The 22,113-nt window shown below is 31.3% G+C and carries 22 protein-coding genes and 1 pseudogene; 19 read left to right on the plus strand and 4 right to left on the minus strand.

Annotation, left to right across the window (positions count from 1 at the left end):
• Positions 1 to 532: 532 nt before the first annotated feature.
• Positions 533 to 871, plus strand: coding sequence for a zinc ribbon domain-containing protein YjdM (locus V5784_RS05765; protein WP_336888091.1), 339 nt, complete (start codon positions 533 to 535; stop codon positions 869 to 871).
• Positions 872 to 1,016: 145 nt separating this feature from the next.
• Positions 1,017 to 1,235 (plus strand): hypothetical protein, encoded by a 219-nt coding sequence (locus V5784_RS05770; protein WP_336888092.1) that lies wholly within the window; start codon positions 1,017 to 1,019, stop codon positions 1,233 to 1,235.
• Between the two features lie 217 nt (positions 1,236 to 1,452).
• Here V5784_RS05770 and V5784_RS05775 read toward each other — a convergent pair whose 3' ends face one another.
• The gene (locus tag V5784_RS05775; RefSeq protein WP_336888093.1) at positions 1,453 to 2,064 is read right to left on the minus strand and encodes an XRE family transcriptional regulator; all 612 of its coding nucleotides are present in this window, start codon (positions 2,062 to 2,064) and stop codon (positions 1,453 to 1,455) included.
• A 397-nt stretch (positions 2,065 to 2,461) separates the two neighbouring features.
• Between V5784_RS05775 and ald the strand changes: the two genes are divergently transcribed.
• From ald to tgt, 10 genes are all read left to right on the plus strand, one after another.
• Positions 2,462 to 3,583 carry an alanine dehydrogenase gene (gene ald, locus V5784_RS05780; RefSeq protein WP_336888094.1) on the plus strand — a complete coding sequence of 374 codons (1,122 nt, stop codon included), beginning with the start codon at positions 2,462 to 2,464 and terminating at the stop codon, positions 3,581 to 3,583.
• A 251-nt stretch (positions 3,584 to 3,834) separates the two neighbouring features.
• Positions 3,835 to 4,257 carry a nucleoside-diphosphate kinase gene (ndk, locus tag V5784_RS05785; protein WP_336888095.1) on the plus strand — a complete coding sequence of 141 codons (423 nt, stop codon included), beginning with the start codon at positions 3,835 to 3,837 and terminating at the stop codon, positions 4,255 to 4,257.
• A gap of 81 nt (positions 4,258 to 4,338) precedes the next feature.
• Positions 4,339 to 4,785, plus strand: coding sequence for a CBS domain-containing protein (locus V5784_RS05790; protein ID WP_336888096.1), 447 nt, complete (start codon positions 4,339 to 4,341; stop codon positions 4,783 to 4,785).
• 45 nt (positions 4,786 to 4,830) lie between these two features.
• Entirely contained in the window at positions 4,831 to 6,102 is a 1,272-nt protein-coding gene (locus V5784_RS05795) for a hemolysin family protein (RefSeq protein WP_336888097.1), read from the plus strand.
• Entirely contained in the window at positions 6,099 to 6,743 is a 645-nt protein-coding gene (locus tag V5784_RS05800) for a DUF502 domain-containing protein (protein WP_336888098.1), read from the plus strand. Before V5784_RS05795 ends, V5784_RS05800 begins: the two co-directional genes overlap by 4 nt.
• Before the next feature lie 113 nt (positions 6,744 to 6,856).
• Positions 6,857 to 7,669, plus strand: coding sequence for a tetratricopeptide repeat protein (locus V5784_RS05805; RefSeq protein ID WP_336888099.1), 813 nt, complete (start codon positions 6,857 to 6,859; stop codon positions 7,667 to 7,669).
• A complete protein-coding gene (locus V5784_RS05810; protein ID WP_336888100.1) occupies positions 7,650 to 8,090 on the plus strand; it encodes an NUDIX domain-containing protein in 441 nt (146 codons plus the stop codon). Before V5784_RS05805 ends, V5784_RS05810 begins: the two co-directional genes overlap by 20 nt.
• 83 nt (positions 8,091 to 8,173) lie before the next feature.
• Positions 8,174 to 8,686 (plus strand): adenine phosphoribosyltransferase, encoded by a 513-nt coding sequence (locus tag V5784_RS05815; protein WP_336888101.1) that lies wholly within the window; start codon positions 8,174 to 8,176, stop codon positions 8,684 to 8,686.
• 92 nt (positions 8,687 to 8,778) lie between these two features.
• Entirely contained in the window at positions 8,779 to 10,956 is a 2,178-nt protein-coding gene (locus V5784_RS05820; protein WP_336888102.1) for a bifunctional (p)ppGpp synthetase/guanosine-3',5'-bis(diphosphate) 3'-pyrophosphohydrolase, read from the plus strand.
• A 51-nt stretch (positions 10,957 to 11,007) separates the two neighbouring features.
• A complete protein-coding gene (gene tgt / locus V5784_RS05825) occupies positions 11,008 to 12,171 on the plus strand; it encodes a tRNA guanosine(34) transglycosylase Tgt (protein WP_336888103.1) in 1,164 nt (387 codons plus the stop codon).
• A 226-nt stretch (positions 12,172 to 12,397) separates the two neighbouring features.
• Here tgt and V5784_RS05830 read toward each other — a convergent pair whose 3' ends face one another.
• Positions 12,398 to 13,216: a hypothetical protein gene (locus V5784_RS05830; RefSeq protein WP_336888104.1), complete on the minus strand. Its 819-nt coding sequence runs from the start codon at positions 13,214 to 13,216 to the stop codon at positions 12,398 to 12,400.
• A gap of 180 nt (positions 13,217 to 13,396) precedes the next feature.
• Between V5784_RS05830 and V5784_RS05835 the strand changes: the two genes are divergently transcribed.
• From V5784_RS05835 to V5784_RS05855, 5 genes and pseudogenes are all read left to right on the plus strand, one after another.
• On the plus strand, positions 13,397 to 13,876 hold the full coding sequence (locus V5784_RS05835; protein WP_336888105.1) for a DUF1456 family protein: 480 nt from the start codon (positions 13,397 to 13,399) through the stop codon (positions 13,874 to 13,876).
• Between the two features lie 10 nt (positions 13,877 to 13,886).
• Positions 13,887 to 14,240, plus strand: coding sequence for a DUF559 domain-containing protein (locus V5784_RS05840; protein ID WP_336888106.1), 354 nt, complete (start codon positions 13,887 to 13,889; stop codon positions 14,238 to 14,240).
• 177 nt (positions 14,241 to 14,417) lie between these two features.
• Positions 14,418 to 14,702: a hypothetical protein gene (locus V5784_RS05845; protein ID WP_336888107.1), complete on the plus strand. Its 285-nt coding sequence runs from the start codon at positions 14,418 to 14,420 to the stop codon at positions 14,700 to 14,702.
• A 2-nt stretch (positions 14,703 to 14,704) separates the two neighbouring features.
• Positions 14,705 to 15,418 (plus strand): annotated as a pseudogene (locus V5784_RS05850) (cache domain-containing protein); the annotation flags it as partial.
• Between the two features lie 114 nt (positions 15,419 to 15,532).
• Complete coding sequence (locus tag V5784_RS05855) at positions 15,533 to 16,426, plus strand: diguanylate cyclase (RefSeq protein ID WP_336888111.1); 894 nt, start codon at positions 15,533 to 15,535, stop codon at positions 16,424 to 16,426.
• 130 nt (positions 16,427 to 16,556) lie between these two features.
• Here the strand turns inward: V5784_RS05855 and V5784_RS05860 are convergent, their stop codons facing one another.
• Positions 16,557 to 17,111: a TVP38/TMEM64 family protein gene (locus tag V5784_RS05860; protein WP_336888108.1), complete on the minus strand. Its 555-nt coding sequence runs from the start codon at positions 17,109 to 17,111 to the stop codon at positions 16,557 to 16,559.
• A gap of 167 nt (positions 17,112 to 17,278) precedes the next feature.
• On the opposite strand from V5784_RS05860, the gene V5784_RS05865 reads away from it, so the two are divergent.
• On the plus strand, positions 17,279 to 19,615 hold the full coding sequence (locus V5784_RS05865) for a heavy metal translocating P-type ATPase (RefSeq protein WP_336888109.1): 2,337 nt from the start codon (positions 17,279 to 17,281) through the stop codon (positions 19,613 to 19,615).
• Positions 19,616 to 19,711: 96 nt separating this feature from the next.
• Positions 19,712 to 20,806 (plus strand): amidohydrolase family protein, encoded by a 1,095-nt coding sequence (locus V5784_RS05870; RefSeq protein ID WP_336888110.1) that lies wholly within the window; start codon positions 19,712 to 19,714, stop codon positions 20,804 to 20,806.
• A gap of 786 nt (positions 20,807 to 21,592) precedes the next feature.
• Here V5784_RS05870 and V5784_RS05875 read toward each other — a convergent pair.
• Positions 21,593 to 21,865, minus strand: coding sequence for an HD domain-containing phosphohydrolase (locus V5784_RS05875; RefSeq protein WP_336888112.1), 273 nt, complete (start codon positions 21,863 to 21,865; stop codon positions 21,593 to 21,595).
• Between the last annotated feature and the right edge of the window lie 248 nt (positions 21,866 to 22,113).

A 22,113-nucleotide genomic window follows, 5' to 3' on the forward strand; every position in this document is an offset into this window, starting at 1 on the left:
AAACGATCTTAAATTTAAACTTAGAAGAGTAAGTTTTTCGTGTATTCATAATCAAAATCCCCCATATTGTTTTCTTAAATTATACTCTATTTTTTTGCTTAAGGTTAAACACTCTTTGTATGAATTTATACGACCATTATAGTTTACCTAAAGTTTACCATATCATCCATTAAAATAAAAGCTAATAGAATTTATTCACCAATGTTTCATGATAGCTAAAATTCTAGAAATATTAAAGCCTTTTTTCATTTCTTTTTAAATTTCATTTGAAATAGATAATATTGTTGATTTAAAAGAGAATCGAGAACTGCTTGCCACCGAAAGTGGAAAATTCTCTTAGTTTTAAAAACTCAGAATTCTCCTAAAGTTATTTATATTATTAGAAGAAAATACTGAGTTCTCATAGGAATAAAAAAAAATGAACTTGATTTTTAATAAAAAATGTTATAAAATATTGAACATAAGTTTTTTATTTTATATAAAAACTATAATTAGAAACGAAATTACCGATAGTAAAAGGAGAAATAAAATTATGAAAACTTTACCAAATTGCCCAAAATGTAATTCAGAATATACATATGAAGATGGAAACCTTATGGTCTGTCCTGACTGTTCATATGAGTGTAACCCAGAAATAGAAGCTGAAGAAAATACAGGAAAAGTATACAAAGATGTCAATGGAAATGTTTTAGTAGATGGAGATACTGTGAGTGCAATTAAAGATCTTAAAGTGAAGGGAAGCTCTCTTGTGGTAAAAAAAGGAACTAAAGTTAGAAACATAAAATTAGTAGATGCAGATCATGATATCAAATGTAAGATTGACGGGATTGGATCTATGGAATTAAAAACTGAATTTGTAAAAAAAATATAAAATTTTAATCTTTCGGCTTAATTAGATCTATTATTTGATTTATTCAGGAAGATTTTTTCATTTCTATTAAAAAAAAGAAATTCTAAATTTAATGTGTAGATTATAATTAGAATACAGAGAAAAAAACTAACTAGAGGTGATTATTATGTCTAAACATTATCAAGAAAAATTTATCGCTTATATAAAAAATTTGCTTGAAATTGAGAAATATTCTATGGAAAACATCTTAAAGAAAACAGAAATTCCCATGGAGGATCTAAAAAAATTCCACGAAGAAGATGATATTGCCAACAAGTTTGAATATGAAAAATTAATGGAAGCATTTGATCCAGATAAAAAACATGAAAAAGATGAAACTAAATAAACAAAAATGAAACATTCAAAAGTCTCCTTCCAAGGGGACTTTTTATTTTTATACAAGACTTGGTTCCTAAAAGACAGACGGTTACTCGATTTCATTTGAATTCTACACCTTCAGTTGGTGGAACTTCATATGGAAATCTAATAGGTAATTTCACGGTACAAGTTAAGTTGATTAACTACAATAAAGTCCCTATAGAAATAACTCTATGGGGACTTTATTATTCTTTTGTTTCCTTGTTGGGACTTTTATAAAATAACTCTCCGTCTTCATCTATTAAAAAATTAGGAGTGTTAATAGTAAGAAATTTAACTGTTTTATTGGTATTATTAATCCAATTGTGTGGAGTTGATGTCAAATAATGTGCAGTATATTCTGGATATAAATCTGTCTTTACTCCTTCTACTACCAGGGTAAGTATCCCCTCTAATACATATATAAATTCCTCTCCATCATGTTCATGTTCTTTTTCTAAGGCTGCATTTTTTTGTCCCGGTAAAAGTTCTATGAGTCTAGGAAGCAATTTTTTATCCTCTATTACTTTGGAAAGATAGTATTGAATAGAGTTTCCTCTCACAATAGGTGAAACTCTTCTTTCATATGATTTCATTACATAGCTCTTTTCACTCGTTGCATGAGTAAAAAAGAAACTTATATCAACGTCAAATATCTTTGATAACTTTTCAAGATCATCAATTGCAATGCTAGACAGGCCCCTTTCTAATTGAGATAAAAATCCTACCGAAAGATCCGAAAGTAAACTCAAGCCTTTTAATGTTATCTTTCTTTTAGTTCTTAATTTTTTTATACGATTCCCTACAGTTTTGTTCATAGTAACTCCTTTTTTTAATTTTCCTTTTCATATTCTAACATACTATTAATATAAAACAAATATGATAAGTAAAAAAAGCTCATTCACCCTACAAAAAGTTTGTAATCGCATCAAGATGTAACTATGATTGATGATGTAATAAAAAATTAATAGAACAAATAATAACATCTATAAAAGATATTTTTTTCACTATAAGAAGCTTAAAAAATGATAAAATATGCTAATTAATATTATAATATATCATTCTAGATATTTTTTTAATCCCACAGATGCGACTCATAACGTTTGTTATCCGAAATAAATGTAGTTATTTTTAAAAAAATGGTTGATTTTCAGATGTTATTATAGTATAAATTATTAGAGCAATAAATAATTAATTTAAAGGGGGATAAAAATAATGAAAATAGGAATACCTGGAGAGATCAAACCACAAGAGCATAGAATTGCATTAGTACCAGAGGGAGCAGCAGAATTTGTAAACAGAGGTCATAACGTATATATGACAGCTGGAGCAGCAATTGGAATAGGACTAACTGACGAAGATTACAAAGCTGTAGGAGTAGAAATTCTTTCAACTTTAGAAGAAGTTTATAAAGTTTCTGATATGATCGTTGGAGTTAAAGAACCTCAACCTAGAGAACTTGCTCTCATTAAACCTGGACAAATTCACTATAGATATTTTCATTTAGCACCTGACTATGACCAAACAGTAGGATTAATGGAAGCTGGAGCGACTGCGATTGCATTTGAAACTGTAGAAATGGCAAACAGAAGTTTACCATTATTAGCACCAATGTCTGAAGTTGCTGGTAGAGAAGGAGTAATTTTTGGAGCTAACATCTTAGCTAAACATATGGGTGGAAAAGGAATCTTATTAGGAGGAGTTACTGGTACTGCAAGAGCAAAAGTAGTAGTTGTAGGAGCTGGAATCGCTGGTCAAGCTGCACTTAAGATGGCAGTTGGACTAGAATCTGATGTTACTATATTAGATATAGATCTCGCTAAATTAAAGTATCTTGATGATATTTATGGAAACAAGATTAAAACTCTTTATTCAAACGCAGGAAACTTAGCAGCTTGTCTTAAAGAAGCAGACTTAGTAATTTCTACTGTATTAATTCCAGGAGCTAAATGTCCTCACTTAATCACTATGGATATGATTAACTCAATGGAAGCTGGATCAGTTATCGTTGATATCTCAATCGACCAAGGTGGATCAACTCCTGTTTCAAAAGCCACGTACCATGAAGCACCAACTTTCTTAACTGATAATGGTGTAGTAATGTACTGTTGTGCAAATATGCCTGGGGCTATGCCTAAGACATCTTCATATGCACTTGCAAATGTTACACTTAAGTATGGATTGGCAATAGCTGATTTAGGAGTTGCAGGAGCTATCAAAAAATTCCCTGAATTAGAACCTGGTGTAAACGTTTATGAAGGTAAATTAGTTTATAAACATGTTTCTACTGCTTTCCCTAATTTAAAATTTTATGAATTAGATACATTAATGAAGTAATATTTTAAAAGCTCAAGGTTATCCTTGAGCTTTTTTTTATATAGAATATTCTCAGTTTTTTATAATTATGGGGTATACTCTAAAATAGGAGAGGAAAGCATGAAAAAAGTCATCAAAATCCTAAACAAAAAAAAATAGAGAAATATATATAATTTTAAAAAATATAAAAGACACAAAGACTCAATAAAAAAAGGCTATAAAGAAGGAAAAAGTAGCAGTTTTAGTATAATTGTTACAAGGAGTGATGTAATATGCTGGAGCAAACATTTTTAATGATTAAACCAGATGGGGTCAAAAGAAAATTAGTAGGAGATATACTGGTTAAACTAGAAAAAAAAGGATTAAAAATAGTCGCCATGAAGATGCTGCAAATAACAAAGGAATTGGCAGAAATCCATTATCGTGAACATAGAGGAAAAAAATTCTATGAAGAATTGATTAAATTTATTACCTCAGGACCTGTTGTAGCTATTGTTTTAGAAGGAGATGAAGTTGTAAAGATTATCCGGAATCTTGCAGGAAATACTAACCCAAAAGAGGCTGAATGTGGTACAATAAGAGGTGATTATGCTTTTGACCTAACTCAAAATGTTATACATACTTCTGATTCTATAACAAGTGCTAAAAGGGAGATCATTAATTTCTTTGAAAAGGCTGAGACCCTAGATAAATAGAAGATAAAAACATTTTTAGTCTAATTTGAAATAAATGTATATCTATGATAAAATTATTTAAAAAAATAGGGGTGGTTTATTATGAAACAAGTACTTGATGTAATGAATACAGAATTAATAACAATAGAGGCTAACTTAACCTTTGATAATATCTTAAAGATAATGACTGAAAAAGGTACGGGAAAACTTCCTGTAATTGATAATGGCCAACTAGTAGGAGTAGTTACAAGGGATGATATTTTAGTAAGGAAAGAAACAGCACCACTCCCTCCAGTAATTGCATTTTGGGATCTACTTATAACACTTCCAGAAAATAAAGAATTTAAGGAAAAACTGAAAAAATTATCAGGCTATGTTGCACGCGACATCATGTCTACAGATTATTTAGTCGTAAAAAAATCTGATGATCTAGCTATTGTAATCACTCAAATAGTAGAACAAAAATATAACTATGCTCTTGTAATAGAAGATGATTCTATAGAGGGTATTATAACGAAAACTGATTTAATTAATAAATGTTTTAATTAATAAATGTTTTAATTTTAAAAAAAAGAGGATGGTGTAAAAAAAACGTTGGAAATTTATAATCAACTTATTTTATTGGTGGTATTAATTATTTTATCGGGATTATTTTCAGCTTCTGAAACAGCTCTTACTACATTTAAAAGTACAGATCTGGAAGAAATTGAAAATACTAATCCTAAAACAGCAAAATTGTTAAAAAAATGGTTAACCAAACCCAATGAAATCTTAACGGCAATACTTTTAGGAAATAATATTGTAAATATCTTAGCTTCATCTATTGCAACCATAGTAACCTTACAAATAATGGGCTCTGAATCCAGGAATGCAATAGCTGTAGCTACTATATCTATGACAGTTGTAGTCTTGATATTTGGGGAAATAACTCCTAAAATAGTTGCCAAAACATACTCAAAAAAAATATCAGCAATTGTTATAGGACCAATCTACCTCCTAAGTATTATTACATTACCTATCATAAAATTATTGATGTTTATCACCAAGATCATCAGTAAGATGATGGGAGTAGATATCAAACATGAAAATCTCATGATAACAGAGGAGGAAATCAAATCCTATATTAATGTAGGTGGAGCTGAGGGAGTAATAGAAGAGGAAGAGAGGATTATGATCCATTCTATTATAGAGTTTGGCGACACCACTGCAAAGGAGGTCATGACTCCTAGAACCTCTATTTTTATGTTAGATGCCGAATCTACAATAGATGAGGTTTGGGACGAGATTATAGACAGTGGCTATTCTAGGATACCTGTATACGGAGAAGACCTAGATGAAATATTAGGAATTCTCTATGTTAAAGACCTTATGGTATTAGCTAAAAAAGGGACGACAGATATCCCACTAAAAAATATATTAAGAAAAGCCTATTTTGTGCCTGATACAAAGTCTATCGTGGAGATCTTAGATGAATTTAGAAGTAAACAAGTTCATATGACCATTGTCCTAGATGAATATGGTGGAACGGTAGGCTTAGCCACTATCGAAGATCTTATTGAGGAAATAATTGGTGAGATAAAAGATGAATATGACCTTCATGAAGAGGATGAAATTGAAAAAATGAGTGAATCAAAATATAAAGTTGATGCACGAATAAATATTGAAGATTTAAATAAAGAATTGGAGTTAAATATCCCTGAATCAGAAGATTATGAGAGTCTCGGCGGATATGTCTTAGATATCCTAGGTCGAGTAGCAGAAGTTGAAGATGTTGTTGAATTAGAAGGTCTCAAAATGAAAGTTTTAGAGGTCGATAAGATGAGAGTAGTTAAAATTCTTATAGAGATAAGTGAGGAAGAAGAATGAAAAGAATAAAAAGTCTGTTTGCAACAGGATTAATTACCATTTTACCGGTATTAATAACAATCAATATAATGTCATGGATATTTAAATATTTAAATAATTATTTAAGCCGAAATATCTTTGTAAAAGAGATGACCACATATCTATTGAAATATGAGTTTTATTCTAGATTCATAACACAGGTATTGGTCTATATAATTGCTGTAATGATAATTATGTTGACAATTATTATTACGGGTCTTGCCATGAGAAATGTCATAGGTAAGAAAATAGCTAAACAAATAGATCTGTTGTTTTCAAATATTCCATTGGTAAAACCTATCTATACAACTATTTTACAGATCAGACACCTTATGTTTACATCAAACACAAAAGCTTATCAAAAAGTAGTTATGATAGAATATCCCAAGAAGGGGATCTATAGTTTAGGATTTTTAACCAACAGAGAAAATCAATACTTTGAAGATATCCTAGGAGGGAAAAAAATATTAAATATATTTGTACCAACCTCTCCTAATCCTACTTCTGGAATGTTTATAATGTTAGAAGCATCAGATGTCAGGGAACTAGACATCAAAATTGAAGATGCTATTAAATTAATAATCTCTGGTGGAGCAATAGCTCCAAAGATCAATAAAATCTAAAAATCAGGAGTATTATATGAAAAAAATATTGTTAATTGTAGGTTTGCTTATGCTTATAGGCTGCACCTCCGCAGATCAAAAAAAAAAAGAAAGAACATTATTTAATTAGAGGTATGAATTATAGTAAAAGTGGCAATTATACCAAAGCCATAGAGGAATATAAATATTTCTATGAGGTTGATAAAAAAGATCCTATTCTTCTTAGAGAGATGGGATTAGCCTATGCTCAACTAGGTAATTATAAAACAGCTGAAAAATACTATTTAGAAACTATAAAATTAGACCCTAAGGATCAAACAACATTATCTAATATGGCTATTTTGTCCTATAAAATGGGAAAATTAAAGGAAAGTAGGTACTATCTATCACAAATTCCATCAGATAGTATAGATTTTAAAATATATCTGTTAAAAGGATATATTGCCTATGATGAAGAAAGAAATGAAGATGCTTATCTTAACTTTACCAAAGTTTTGAACTTAACAAAGGTTGAAAATTCTGCCTTTATAAACAAATATGTAGAAGTTTTACAAAAAACAAATAGAACCAATGAGATCTATCCATTTATCTATAAAGTATATGAAGATAAAAAAAACAATCCAAATGCAGTCATCACATATTCCCGATTTCTAATTGATGTCTTTAATGATTATGGCGGAGCTTTTAAAGCTTTAAAAACATATAATGCAAGGGAAAAAAATAACCGTGTAATATTGGAGATCGCTAAACGAAGTTTTGAAGTGGGCAAAATAAACGATACGGAACTATACCTAAAATTATTAACAGATGCCTATAAATATGATTTAGATGTTTTAAATTTAAAAAAAGAAATAGCCAGCTATAATAAGAAGCCTGAAGATGTTAAAAAATACCAAAATATAATTGAAAAGGTGAGTGGTTTAGACCGTGAAAAATATCAGAATTAGAGTTTGTGGAGTTTTAGAAAAAAATGATGAATTACTTTTAGTTAAACACATAAAAAATAAGTGTGAATACTACCTCTTGCCTGGTGGCGGAGTAGATCATGGTGAAGACTTTAAGACTGCTCTTAAAAGGGAGTTTTTAGAAGAGTGTAACCTTGATGTGGATGTAAAAAATATGATATTTATATCTGAAGGTATAGCTCCTAATGGCGGCCGTCATATTGTAAATATCTATTTTAAAGTCTCCTATATAAGTGGGAATCTACAGGTTGGATTAGATGGCAGTAATTTAATAGGTGTAGAGTATATTAAAAAATCAAACTTAGAAAACATTATCCTCTATCCAAATACAAAAAAAGAGTTAAAAAAATATTTTGAGAATGGAAATAGTGGTATAAAATATCTAGGGAACAGATGGGAATAATAATTAAAAAAATAACGCAGTATACTAATATAAAATTGTAAAGGTAAAGTCTTGTGCTTACCTACAATAAGGGAGAAAGAAAAATGAATTTAAAGAACTATATCGCACTTGTGGAAGACTATCCAAAAAAAGGAATAAAATTTAGAGATATAACACCTCTATTGGCAAGTGGAGAAGCTTTTAAAAAAGCAACAGATGAAATAGTAGAGTATGCCAAAGAAAAAAAGATAGACCTAGTAGTGGGTCCTGAAGCTAGAGGATTTATCTTTGGATGCCCAGTGTCTTATGCTTTAGAGATAGGGTTTGCACCAGTAAGAAAACCTGGAAAACTACCCAGAGAAACAGTGGAATATGAATATAATTTAGAATATGGAACTAATACATTGTGTATGCATAAAGATGCCATAAAACCTGGTCAAAGGGTACTTATCGTCGACGATCTGCTAGCTACTGGAGGGACGGTCGAAGCTACTATAAAAATAATAGAAGATCTCGGTGGAATTGTTGCTGGAATGGCATTTCTTATTGAATTAGAGGATCTAAATGGCAGAAGAAATTTAGCCAGTTATGATATTATGACTTTAATGAAATACTAAAATACTAATAAGAAAGCGACACTTAGTGTCGCTTTCTTATTAGTATTTTAATTAAGTATATTTATTAAAAAAATTTTTAAGGAAGGAATTTTATGGAATACAAATCAAATATTGCTGAAGAACTAAAAAAAAATAATTTAAAAATAGATGAGGAGTTAATCTTTTCTGCCTATGAATTTGCAAGGGAATCCCATGTGGGACAGTACCGAAAATCAGGGGAAGAATATATTGTTCATCCTGTAGAAGTCTCTAAAATCCTCATTAATATGAAGATGGATACGGAAACTATTACCGCTGGATTTCTGCATGATATTGTAGAAGACACCATGACTACTATAGAAGATATTGAATATAATTTCGGCTCTGAAGTCGCTAAACTAGTTGACGGTGTAACTAAACTTACAAACCTGCCTGTAGGAAGCAATAGGCAGCCTGAAAACATCAGAAAAATGATCGTAGCTATGGCTAGCGATGTAAGGGTTGTTATTATTAAATTAGCTGATAGACTACATAATATGCGGACACTAAAATTTATGCCTGATCATAAACAGGAGAGAATTGCAAGGGAAACACTAGATATTTTTGCACCCTTAGCTCATAGAATTGGAATGGCAAAGATAAAATCAGAGTTAGAAGATCTATGCCTATATTATCTAGAACCTAAGATCTATAGAAAACTAGTCAAAATGGTCAACAATAAAAGGGTTGAAAGGGAAGAATACACCAATACTATCCTAAGAAATATGAAAAAAATTATCCATGAAACCAATATCGATGGAATAGTTTCTGGACGAGCTAAACACTTTTATAGTATCTACAAAAAAATGTATGAAAAAGGGAAAAGTTTTGATGAACTCTATGACCTCACAGCTGTTAGGGTGTTAGTAGACACAGAAGGAGAATGCTATAATATCCTAGGAATGCTACATAGTCATTGGAAGCCTGTTCCAGGGAGATTTAAAGACTATATAGCAGTCCCTAAATCCAATGGTTACCAGTCTATCCACACTACCTTGGTAGGTCCCTTGGGGAAATTTATCGAAGTTCAGATAAGAACTAAAGATATGCACGCTATCGCAGAAGATGGAATAGCAGCACATTGGAACTATAAGGAAAAAAGAAAGAACTCCAAGGCAGATAATGTTTATTCATGGCTTAGAAAGATACTGGAATGGCAGAGTGAAGCAGATACACCTGAAGAATTTATCCAAACAGTCACAGGAGATATACTCAATGAAACAGTCTTTGTCTTCTCTCCTAAAGGAGATGTTATTGAGTTATCCAAGGGTTCTACCCCATTAGATTTTGCATTTCATATCCATACAGAAGTAGGATATAAATGTATAGGAGCCAAAGCCAATGATAAGATTGTCCCAATTGATTATAAGTTACAAAACGGAGACAGGATTGATATTATAACCTCTAATATTTCCAAGGGACCTGGTAAAGACTGGTTAAATATAGTTGCCACCCAAAGTGCTAAAAGTAAGATTAGGAGATGGATAAAGGAGCAAAACTTTGATGAAAATCTAAAAATAGGGAAAGAGCTATTTGAAAAAGAACTACTTAAGGTGGGATCTTCTGTTAAGCAGATTGAAAATAGTCCTGAAATGAAAGAATATTTAAATAAAAATTCAATTAATAATCTCAATGAACTATTGATTAAGATTACTTCTAAAAAATTGAATGCAACCCTTCTTGCAGAAAGGTTGGTAAAAAAGGATGAAAAAATAGACGTGGAAATCATAGAAAATTATCAAAATGAAACCCCTAAAAGAAAAAGTCGAAAAAAAAATGATTATGGTGTTATAATAGATGGTCTTGATAATACTATTATTCGATTTGCCAAATGTTGCACTCCTCTTCCAGGAGATGAAATTGGTGGATATATAACTACCTATGGAGATATTGGCATCCATAGATTAGACTGTAAAAATTATACAAATCTAATTACACGTGATCCCAACAGGGCGATAGGAGTTACATGGGATGATGAAATCATAAGCAGTAAGATCAATAAATATAGGTTTAAATTTACCATAGTCACTGCAAATAAGCCAAATATTCTCTTGGAAATTGTAAAAATTATAGCTGATCATAAGATAGATTTAGAAGGGATAAACTCTGGATATGTTAAAAATGGAGCTGAAAGACTTTCAGTTATCGATATCACTATAGAGATCAATGAAAAAAGAGATTATGAAAAATTAATCAATCATATTGTAAATTTAAGAGATGTAATAGAGATTAGAAGGAATCAAAACAATTAAGAAGCCTTTTCTATAAAAAATTGTAATAGAAAAGGTAAAAAGGAGTATAAAATGAATAAATTACCAGTAAATTATGAACTATCCCATATAGATGGAAAGGCAAGAGCAGGGGTTATAACCACTCCCCATGGAAATATAAAAACTCCAGTATTTATGCCAGTTGGAACACAGGCAACTGTAAAAACAATGAATCCCGAAGAAGTTAGAGAGTTGGGGGCAGATATTATCTTAGGAAATACCTATCACTTATTCCTTAGACCAGGTGACGATGTAGTTGCTAAATTTGGAGGATTACACAAATTTATGAATTGGCCCCACCCTATATTGACAGACAGTGGTGGTTTTCAGGTATTTAGTCTAGGAGCTATTAGAGAGATAAAGGAGGAAGGAGTACACTTTAGATCTCATATTGATGGATCTAAAAGATTTATTTCTCCTGAAAAATCTATAGAGATTCAAAATAATTTAGGAGCAGATATCGCTATGTTATTTGACGAGTGTCCTCCGGGCCAGTCTTCTAGAGAATATCTAATCCCTTCAATTGAAAGAACTAGCAGATGGGCTAAAAGATGTGTAACTGCTCATAAAAGACCTGATGACCAAGGTTTATTCGCTATAGTTCAGGGTGGAGTATATGAAGATCTGAGAGATAAGAGTCTGAATGAATTGATGGAGATGGATGAAAGTTTTTCTGGATATGCTATAGGTGGATTAGCTGTAGGAGAACCCCATGAAGATATGTATAGAATATTAGATTATATAACTCCTAAACTTCCTGAACACAAACCTAGATACCTAATGGGTGTAGGAGAACCACTTGATATGTTAGAAGCTGTAGAACACGGTGTAGATATGATGGACTGTGTACAGCCATCTAGAATTGGTAGACACGGAACTACATTTACAAAATATGGAAGATTAGTTATAAAAAATGCTAAGTATTCCCTTGATCCTAGACCGTTAGATGAAGAGTGTGACTGCTATGTATGTAAAAATTATACTAGAGGATATATCAGACATCTGTTTAAAGCGAATGAGATGCTAGGACAGAAATTAGCTACCTATCATAACCTTTATTTCTTAATAAAGATGATGAACGATGCAAGAGATGCTATCATGGATAAAAGATTTATGGCCTTCAAAGATGAGTTTATAAGTAATTATAATCAAGGGAAAGACAGCCAGTGGATAATCCCACAAAGAATAGAGAATTAAAAAAAGAATGATACAATAATTTTTTCATTTCTTTCCTTAAATAAAATAAAAACCTTCTAACTGTGTGACTATCACAGTTGGAAGGTTTTTTATTTTTTTGATTAATATTCTGTCAATTATCCATTTTTAATAAAATAATTTTTTTATTGAAAATGCTGAAAATCAACTCCATATCCAGGGAAAGCTAATAAAACCAGCCTTAAAAGAACAGTGTGAAGTGATTTTTTTATGCATCAAAACTCACCTCTAGGTCTTTGTAATCTAGAACAGAAAATTGTTTTTGAAATTCTTTTGGATTAGTAATAAATATAGGATAATAAACTATAAGGGTTGTATTGTTATAGATCGTAAAATCATCTATGATAAATCCCTCTACATCTCCTATTCTCACCCTTATCTTGCTAAGTTTCATTAAAAATATATCCAAGGCTTCCAGATCTAAATCTAGTAGTTCTTCTAGTGCACTCTCTGAAAAAATTGCTTGATTTATAGGTTTATCATAATTTCTTGTGGTATCACTTAGAAAAGAAACAAACTTTATAACCAAGGGCATATAAAGGCTACTTATATCGGACTCTAACTTATCCATAATTTTTTTGGTAATAGGGGGAAGTAGTTCTTTTAAATTTTTAGCTTCATTTTTTTCAAACTCCAGATCATCCACAGCCTCATATATATTTAAGATCCTCTCCTCATCTTTTGCTTCTTTGGATAAAATTTCGGTAACTCCCTCCACTGAAATTCCCTGTTGTTTAAGCTCATCAATTATGCTTTTTTCCTTTTCAATCATTCCCCTATACGCTATTTCGGCAATTTCGTTAAAAATATCATAAACATCATTATAAAAATCGGTCATCTGTTCATGTTCTATATTTCCTTCCTCGTTCTCAGAAACTTCTAATTGGCTGAGAATATTTCCAATTCCTACAATCAATTCATCCTCTAAATATCTAGAAAGAAGACGTACATCCCTTAATTTCATATTAATCTCTAATTTAATATTTTTATTTTCAATATCACTTTGATTATAAATAACTTTATTCATAGTTCCCACCTCATTTTAGAATTCTAGTAATCTTCTCTGTCTAAACTATTTATTGGCAAAAATATAAATTTTCCTCTATTCATTGCCTCCTAACCCACAAAAATAATATTTTCATATTTATTGTATCTATGGTAAAATTAACCTTAGCGATAAAAATTAGAGGAAAATTAGGAGGATTTTATGAATAATAACGATGTAATACGTAGATTTAGATATGCTTTGGATATGAGTGATAAAGAGGTAATAAATGCATTTAAAGAGTCAGGACATATCATAGATAAAGAGGGAGTTCTCGATCTACTAAAAAAAGATGAAGAGGAAGGTTTTGTAAAGTGTAACAATAGATTATTAGGGCTATTCTTTGATGGTCTTATAATCCAAAAAAGAGGTAGACAAGAGGTAAAGCCTGGAGAAACTCCAAAAACTCCAGCACCAATGACTTCTAACAATATCAACAACCAAATCCTTAAAAAAGTGAAGATAGCTTTAAACTTAAAAACTGAAGATATGATAGCTATATGGGAATTAGCAGATATCTATATTTCAAACTCAGATCTAACTGCATTATTTAGAAAAAAAGGACAAAAAAACTATAAGGAATGTTTAGATAAATTTTTAAGAACCTTCTTAAAGGGACTTGCTGTAAAATATAGAAAATAGAGGTGAGAAGATGGAAATTTTTAATTTGAAAAAAGCTAAAATATTGAAATCTAAAATTAAAAAAGGCCCCACTACTGAAGAAAAACAAATCTGGGATCATATAAAAGAAAGAAAACTTTATAACTTAAAATTTCAAAAACAATATGAGATGGGAAGATATACCGCTAACTTTTACTGCCCTGAGATAGAGTTTGCTATACAGATTGATAATGATAAACATACTAAAAAATTTGAGAAAATAAGGGATGAATATCTATATTCTATAGGAGTAACTTATCTTCGATTTACCAGTAGTGAGATAAATAGTAATTTAGAAGAAATATTAGAAAAAATAGAGATAGCTGTAAGCGATCTTAAATATTAGAAGAAAAAACTGAACTCCTCATTGGGGTTCAGTTTTTATTTTTAAATATTGTTCTTGTTATTTTGGTTGTAAAATAATATAATATAATTCAGATAAATTTATACTTAGAACAGATAACAAGTGATTACTATATTGAATATTACATTATATCGTATTTAAATTCTTAGGAGATTTTTGATGGAGGATTTAAAAAAAATAGGAATATATTTTCGCTTTACCATATTATTTATATTAATCATAGCAATTTTAGTAATGGGTGGATTGTGGGTATATTCTAGCTACTCTACTTTTAATAGAGAATCAAGGCAATTAAAGGAGGAATACATAGCTTCCCAAAAAGACTTAATCCAAAGCGAAGTCAATAGAGTTATCGATGAGATAGATTACCATAAATCTACAATGAAGGAAAACTCAAGAATAATATTCGAGAAAAAGGATCTAAGGCATATGACATTGCTATAAATATATATGAAAGAAATAAAAATAACAAAAGCAAGAGGGAGATAGAACAGATAATAGCAGGGGTCTTTTCAGACATTACCTACAATAAGGGCAGAAGATATTTTTATGGAGGAAGGGTTGAGGGCGGAGTACTTTTATTTGCTAACGGTTCGGAATTTGAAGGGGAAAAAGTACTGGATTACCGAAGTCCTGAAGGTAAGTATATCTTTAGAGATATACTGCAAATTTTAATTTCAAAGGGTGAAGGCTTCTATGAATATATGTGAGAACATCCAGATACTATTGAAAATAACTATAGAAAAATTTATTTTTTTAAGTTAGTAGAGCCTCTCAATATTTGAGTAGGCACAGGGGAGTATTACAAGGATTTTCAATATGAGCAGCAACAGAAACTGCTTGATAGAATTAAGAGGATCAATTTTGGAAGAGACGGTTATATTTTTGTATCTAATTTTAATGGTCTTAATCTAACGACAGGGGACAAAAAACAAAGCCAACTAATAGGCACAAACGAATGGGAACTAGAAGGTTTCAATGGCGTAAAAATAGTCCAAGAAATGGCAAAGGCTGCCAAAAAAAAAGATGGTGGATTTATACGTTACAAATGGTATAAACCGAGCAAAAACGAACCAGGGGAGAAGATAACCTTTGTTAAAGGCGTAGAAGATTGGAATTGGATGGTGGGAACAGGTGTATATTTAGATAACACAAATGATATCATAGAGTCCAAAAGAAAAATACTGAAAAAAAGAATTATAGAACGTACAGTAGAGGTTAGCCTTATCATTTTCTTTTTAGTTAGTTTAGCACTCTTGCTTGAGTTACATGTTATGAAAAGAATAAAAAGTATCATCAAATATGAGAAAAAGGTCTATGAGACTCTTTTAAATCTTTCAATGGATGGCATATACTTAGAAAATGACAGTGGAAAAACATTAGATTGCAATGAAAATATCCATAGGATGTTGGGATATACAAAGGAAGAATTTTTAAATTTATCTCTAGCTAATCTGGAGGTAAAAAAACAGATGGAAGATTTTTCTCTTCTAAAAGAAAGTACTGAGGAAAATAGTTGCAAAGAAGTGATACTTAGGAAAAAGGACGGCACTTTACTAATTGGTGAAATAAATACCTCAACTTTAGAGATAGAAGAGAAAAAAAGGCAGATTACCTTTTTAAAGGATATTACTGAAAGAAAAAGAATGGAGAAGCATCTAAAGGAGCTTTCAATTAGAGACGATCTAACCCAACTTTATAATAGAAGGTATATTTTTAAAAAGTTTAAATCAGAGATTGAAAAATCCAAGAAAAATAATCTACCTCTATCGATTTCGCTGATCGACATCGACCATTTCAAAAAAATAAACGATGTATTTGGACACATTATGGGAGATAAAGTTTTAAAAAATATAGCTGATATTTCCCAGGAAAATTTGAGAGAAGAAGATCACATCGGCAGGTATGGCGGGGAAGAATTTTTGATTATAATGCCAAATACAAAATCAGAAGAGGCATTAAAGATAATGCAAGGGATAAAGACTATAATTAATCAATTCATATGGAAGGATGAAGAATTTATAGTTAGCTTTAGTGGCGGAATTGTCGAGATAAATTTAAAAAATTCATACGATAAGCTAGAATACTCAATCGACGAAGCAGATAAACTCCTGTATAAGGTAAAAAATGATGGAAGAAACCGAATAGAAGTATTCAAGTCACATTAGTAGGACAGAATGAGGCAAAGAGCTCTCGACCTTTCCAACAACCAAATAGATAGACGCTCCTTTTTGAATTTATTTTGTAGTTATTACAATTTCAAATTAAAGGTGTGTCTATCTTTTATTTTGCACAAGTCTAGTTATTAATTATAGTTCCTGTGAAGATTACAAGTACAATCTTTCCTGGGATTGTAAATAATGTGGACAATATCCAATACTTAAAAAAATTGATTTCTGTCAGTCCATAAACATAATTCTGTATATTATAGGGAAAAATAGGAACAAGTCTTGTAGTCATAAGAATGCACCAATCATGATTTTTAACCCCTTGATCTATTTTTTTGAAAGTAGTGGTTTCCCCGAATTTCTTTTCTATAAATTCTCTGGCTACATATCTGGCACTGAGAAATGATGTTGCCATTCCTAAAGATGACCCTGTTACAGCATAAAATATACCCAGCCATGGTCCGAATAAAATTCCTGATAAGATGGTAACGGGAATTGCGGGGAGAAAGAACAAACAGACAAGGATATAAAAAAGAATATATACAATAGGTGCCATTATTCCAAAATTTAATATCCATTCTTTTAGGTTTTGTAAACTATCCAATGAAATATAACTAAATATCCCTTGTGATTTTAATATTCCGAAGATAACTATAAATAGAATGATAAATAAGATTTTTTTCATATTGTTCCTCCTTAAATAAATTTTTCTATTTATCCTGTATAGATAAATTATACATCATTGAATCTTTGAAATCAAATAAACACACATACATGAGTTGACATTCATATAACTTTGAGGTAATATATGAATAGATATTCATATATTATTTTATTTAAAGGGAGAACACTATGAAAAGAGAAGTTATATACAATGTAAAAAACCTACATTGCGGCGGCTGTGCTGCTAAAATAGAAGATGCAGTCAGTTCATTGTCATATGTAGAAAATGCTAACTTAAATTTTATGAAAAAAACTTTACTCATTGAATTAAAGGAGATAAAAGAAAACCTTTTGGAGGAGTTAAATAAATTAGCGGATAAGCTGGAACCTGGAACAACAATTGAAGAAATCTTAACTAAAAGAAATGCAAAAGTTACCTATAATGTAGAACATCTACACTGTGGTGGTTGTGCATCCAAGGTAGAGAGTGCAATAAATGAGCTTCCCCATGTTTTGGAAGCTACATTAAACTATATGAAAAAAACTTTGGTGGTGGAGCTCTCTGGAGAGAGCGACGGATTTTTGGAGGAGATCAGAATCTTAGCTGATAAGATCGAGCCGGGAACGACTATCCTTGAAGTAGAGGAAGAAGATTTTACTGAAGAATATGTAGAACCTGAAAAGAATATTGCATCAAGTAAAGGTAGATCTTATAAGGAAGAGATCAAAGTGGGGATTGCATTATTTTTATTTTTATTGGGAACTTTTGGAATAGAAGATCCTGGATTTAAACTCGCAGTACTTGTTCTTGCTTATATAGTTTCTGGTGGAGATGTAGTTTTAAGATCATTTAAAAATATAGCCCGTGGAAATGTCTTCGATGAAAATTTCTTGATGACTATCGCAACTTTTGGTGCCTTCTTTGTAGGGGAACATTCAGAAGCCGTTGGAGTTATGCTATTTTATCAAATAGGAGAATATTTCCAAGGAAGAGCAGTCAATAATTCCAGAAAATCTATCGAAGGATTGATGGACATAAGACCTGATTTTGCAAATATAAAGATCGGCAATGAAGTGAAAAAAGTAAGACCTGAAAGTGTAAAGGTCGGGGCAGTAATTGTGGTTAAACCTGGAGAAAAGATCCCGCTAGATGGAGTTGTTATATCTGGAAATGCTGCTCTAGATACCTCTGCATTAACCGGGGAAGCACTTCCTATAGACGTTAAATCTGGAGATAATGTACTGAGTGGTAGTATCAATAAAAATGGAGTTATAGAAATCGAAGTAAAGAGAGATTTTTATAACTCTACAGTTAGCAAAATATTGGAATTAGTGGAAAATGCCAGTAATAAAAAAGCTGAAACTGAGAAATTTATAACTAAATTTGCTAAATATTATACTCCAGTTGTTGTATCTGTGGCGGCTATGACAGTTATAATCCCACCATTATTTGGGGGAGATTTCAATACATGGTTATATAGAGCGTTGATATTTTTAGTTATCTCTTGCCCATGTGCATTGGTAATCTCAATCCCCCTTGGATTCTTCAGCGGTATCGGTGCTGCATCTAAAAAAGGTATCTTAATCAAAGGCGGAAATCATCTGGAAGCACTTAATAAAGTTCATGCTGTTGTATTTGATAAAACTGGGACTATTACAAAAGGAAATTTTAAGGTTACAGAGGTAGTTGCTAGTGGAATTTCAAAAGAAGAACTCCTATATATATCGGCTCACGGAGAGATATATTCTAACCATCCTATAGCTAAAAGTATAGTTAGATCTTACGGCAAAGAGATCCAGATAGAAAAAATAAAAGATTATAAGGAAATTGAGGGATATGGGGTAAGTTTAACTCTAGAAGATAAAAAAATCTTATTAGGAAACCATAGATTGATGGAAGAGAATAATATAAACTGTCCTCAAGGAAAGGAGATAGGAACTTTAGTTTATCTGGCTGTTGAAAATAAATTTAAGGGTTATCTTGTAATCTCAGATGAACTGAAGGTAGATTCAAAAAAAGCAATCTCATCTCTAAGAGATCTAGGGATAAAAACATATATATTAACCGGTGACAATAAATCTGTAGCTGCTGATATCGCTGATAAAGTAGGAATAGATAGAGTGTATGCCGAACTCTTACCTGATCAAAAAGTAGAAATATTTGAAAAAATACAATCTGAGGTCGTTGGAAATGTTATTTTTGTAGGGGATGGAATCAATGATGCTCCTGTGTTAGCCCGTGCAGATATAGGAGTGGCCATGGGAGGAATTGGTAGTGATGCTGCAATAGAAGCTGCTGACGTAGTTATAATGACCGATGAACTCACAAAGATAGTAGATGGAATTGCTGTTGCAAAAGTCACTAGAAAGATAGTTACACAAAATATTATATTAGTCTTAGTTATCAAGCTAGTCGTTATGGGACTCGGACTTATGGGAGAAGCTACCATGTGGGAAGCAATTTTTGCAGATGTAGGAGTGGCTATCCTTGCGATATTTAATTCTATTAGAATCTTAAAAAAATAATTAAATATATATATATAAGTCTAGGAATTGAACTAATTCCTAGGCTTTTAGTGTATAATGGAGAAAATGAAATTTTAGGAGTTGATAATATTGATTTTGACAAAAGCAAGAATTTTGAGCCCTGGGATAGACGAAGGAATATATTCTATCAGAATAGCAGATAATAAGATTAAAACCATCAGTACGGAAATGATCATTCCCTTGGAAGGTGAAAAAATAATTGATATAGAAGAAAATTATTTAATCCCTGGTTTAATCGACTGCCATACTCATTTGGGGTTAAAAACTGATTCAGCTGGTGTTTTTTATGCCGATCACAATGAGAGGAGTAACCTTATAACCCCAGAAGTAAGAGCAATAGATGCAATAAATCCTCAAGATATAACCTTTGAGGAAGCGAGATCAGCCGGTATAACAGCCTGTGGAAGCGGGCCGGGATCGGCTAACCTAATAGCAGGGCAATATGCCTGTATAAAAACTTTTGGAGATACAATAGATGATATATTAGTCGATCCATATATTGCTATGAAAGTTGCTTTAGGAGAGAATCCAAAAAGAGTTCATAATCTAACTAGGATGGGTCTTATAAGTAAATTAAGAGAATTTTTGAGGCTTTCTAAAGAATATAATTTAGATAAAGAGGCTAAATATGACCATCAATTAGAAGCAATGAAACCCATAATAAATAAAGAAATACCGTTAAAAATTCATGTTCATAGAGCTGATGACATAGTCTCAGCCATAAGAGTTGTGGAGGAATTTGATCTGTTATACACATTAGATCATGTAACCTGTGGAGCAGATATACTGGACTATATCCATACTAAAAAAAGAAACCTGATAGTAGGCCCTAGTTTAGGAGCCAGAGGAAAGATGGAATTAAAAGGAAAAGGGTTTGATAATTTAGTTAGATTAGCTAAAGGTCAGGATATATCCATAATAACTGATGCCCCTGTAATACCATTGCAGTACCTGCCAATTTGTGTAGGTTTAGCAATTTCTAAGGGACTTCCCTTTGAAAAAGGATTAGAAGCTGTAACAATAAATCCAGCTCGTATGATGGGAGTGGATAAAAGAATTGGTTCCATTGAAGAGGGGAAAGATGCAGATCTAGTTGTGTGGAAAGATAAACCTTTTATAACTATTCAAGATCCAATTTTAGTGATGATAGATGGGAAGATTATTGATTAATGAAAAAATATTAAATATGATTTAAATAAAGGCATTTAAATATATCACAAATATTTATTTTTAGCTCTAACTAAGAAAAATCATCTTAGTGTTCTCTCTAGTTTTTTCTTTGTGAGCTTAGTGTAAGGGTTTGGATTTCAGAATTCTAAAACAAAAAAAAGTTCTATGTTTATGAAATAAACTAATAGTTCTTTGGTGATGACCCTTGCGGTTAATTAGTGCTGAAGAGGTTTTTTAAATTACTGTAATTCCTAGGTAAAATAAGGCTACTTATGCTACCTTTAAGGCCCATGGGTGGCCCTTTTAGTCCTCTCAGTGGACTAAACTTTTTTTCGCCACTCAACCTCACTAATACCAATGGTTTAAAGGCTTTCTAGTTTGGCATATTTCGATTACAGGGGTGTAATTACAAGGGGAAGTTTTTAGGCGAGCACAGGAGGAGAATGAGGGATGATAATTTACAATGAAGAAAAGGATAAAAAGCCCTTAAAAGTTAGTCACGAATTGCACCAATAAATAAAAAAAGACCATTGACACATATCAAATTACACTCTAATAATTTAAGTTGCTAAACTAAATTTATTAGGGAGTGTGAAAGGATGTTGCCAATGATCCATAAATATTTCTATGCTTTCTAGTTGAATAAATAGATCCTCACTATTTTTTTTTATCTAAAAATACCTCCATACTATTCCCTTTAAATCGACTGCATTTTGTGGAGACATTTTCTAAAATACCAAGTATTATTAGAAGACCATTGGTTGGATAAGTATTCAGAAATCTAGTTTAAGAGTATCTAAATTCTATTTTATTTCCTTTAAAATATTTATCCATTAAATATAGTTTTTTCCCTATAAAAATATCTATAATTTTAGGAGAGAATTGAGTTCCTCTATTTTTTATAAGATCTTCAATTGCTTCTTCTTCACTTAATTTCTTTTTATATGGTCTTTTGGATGTCATTGCATGCCAACAGTCTGCTACAGATATGATTTGAGATAGTAATGGGATTTCATCTCCAGTTAATCTATTTGGATATCCTATAATGGTCGTATAAATTCATACAAAGAGTGTTTAACCTTAAGCAAAAAAAAAGGGTATAATTTAAGAAAACAATATGAGGAGTTTTGATTATGAATACACGAAAAACTTACTCTTCTAAGTTTAAATTTAAGATCGTTTTGGAAGCTTTTACAGAAAGAGAAACTTTACAGAAAATTGCTAATGATAATGAAATTGCACCTTCTCAAATAACTCGTTGGACTGATGAGTTTAAAAAGAAAGGAGTCGATATTTTTAATAAAACT

The sequence above is a fragment of the Psychrilyobacter sp. genome, from assembly GCF_037132775.1.
Taxonomy (GTDB): Bacteria; Fusobacteriota; Fusobacteriia; order Fusobacteriales; family Fusobacteriaceae; genus Psychrilyobacter.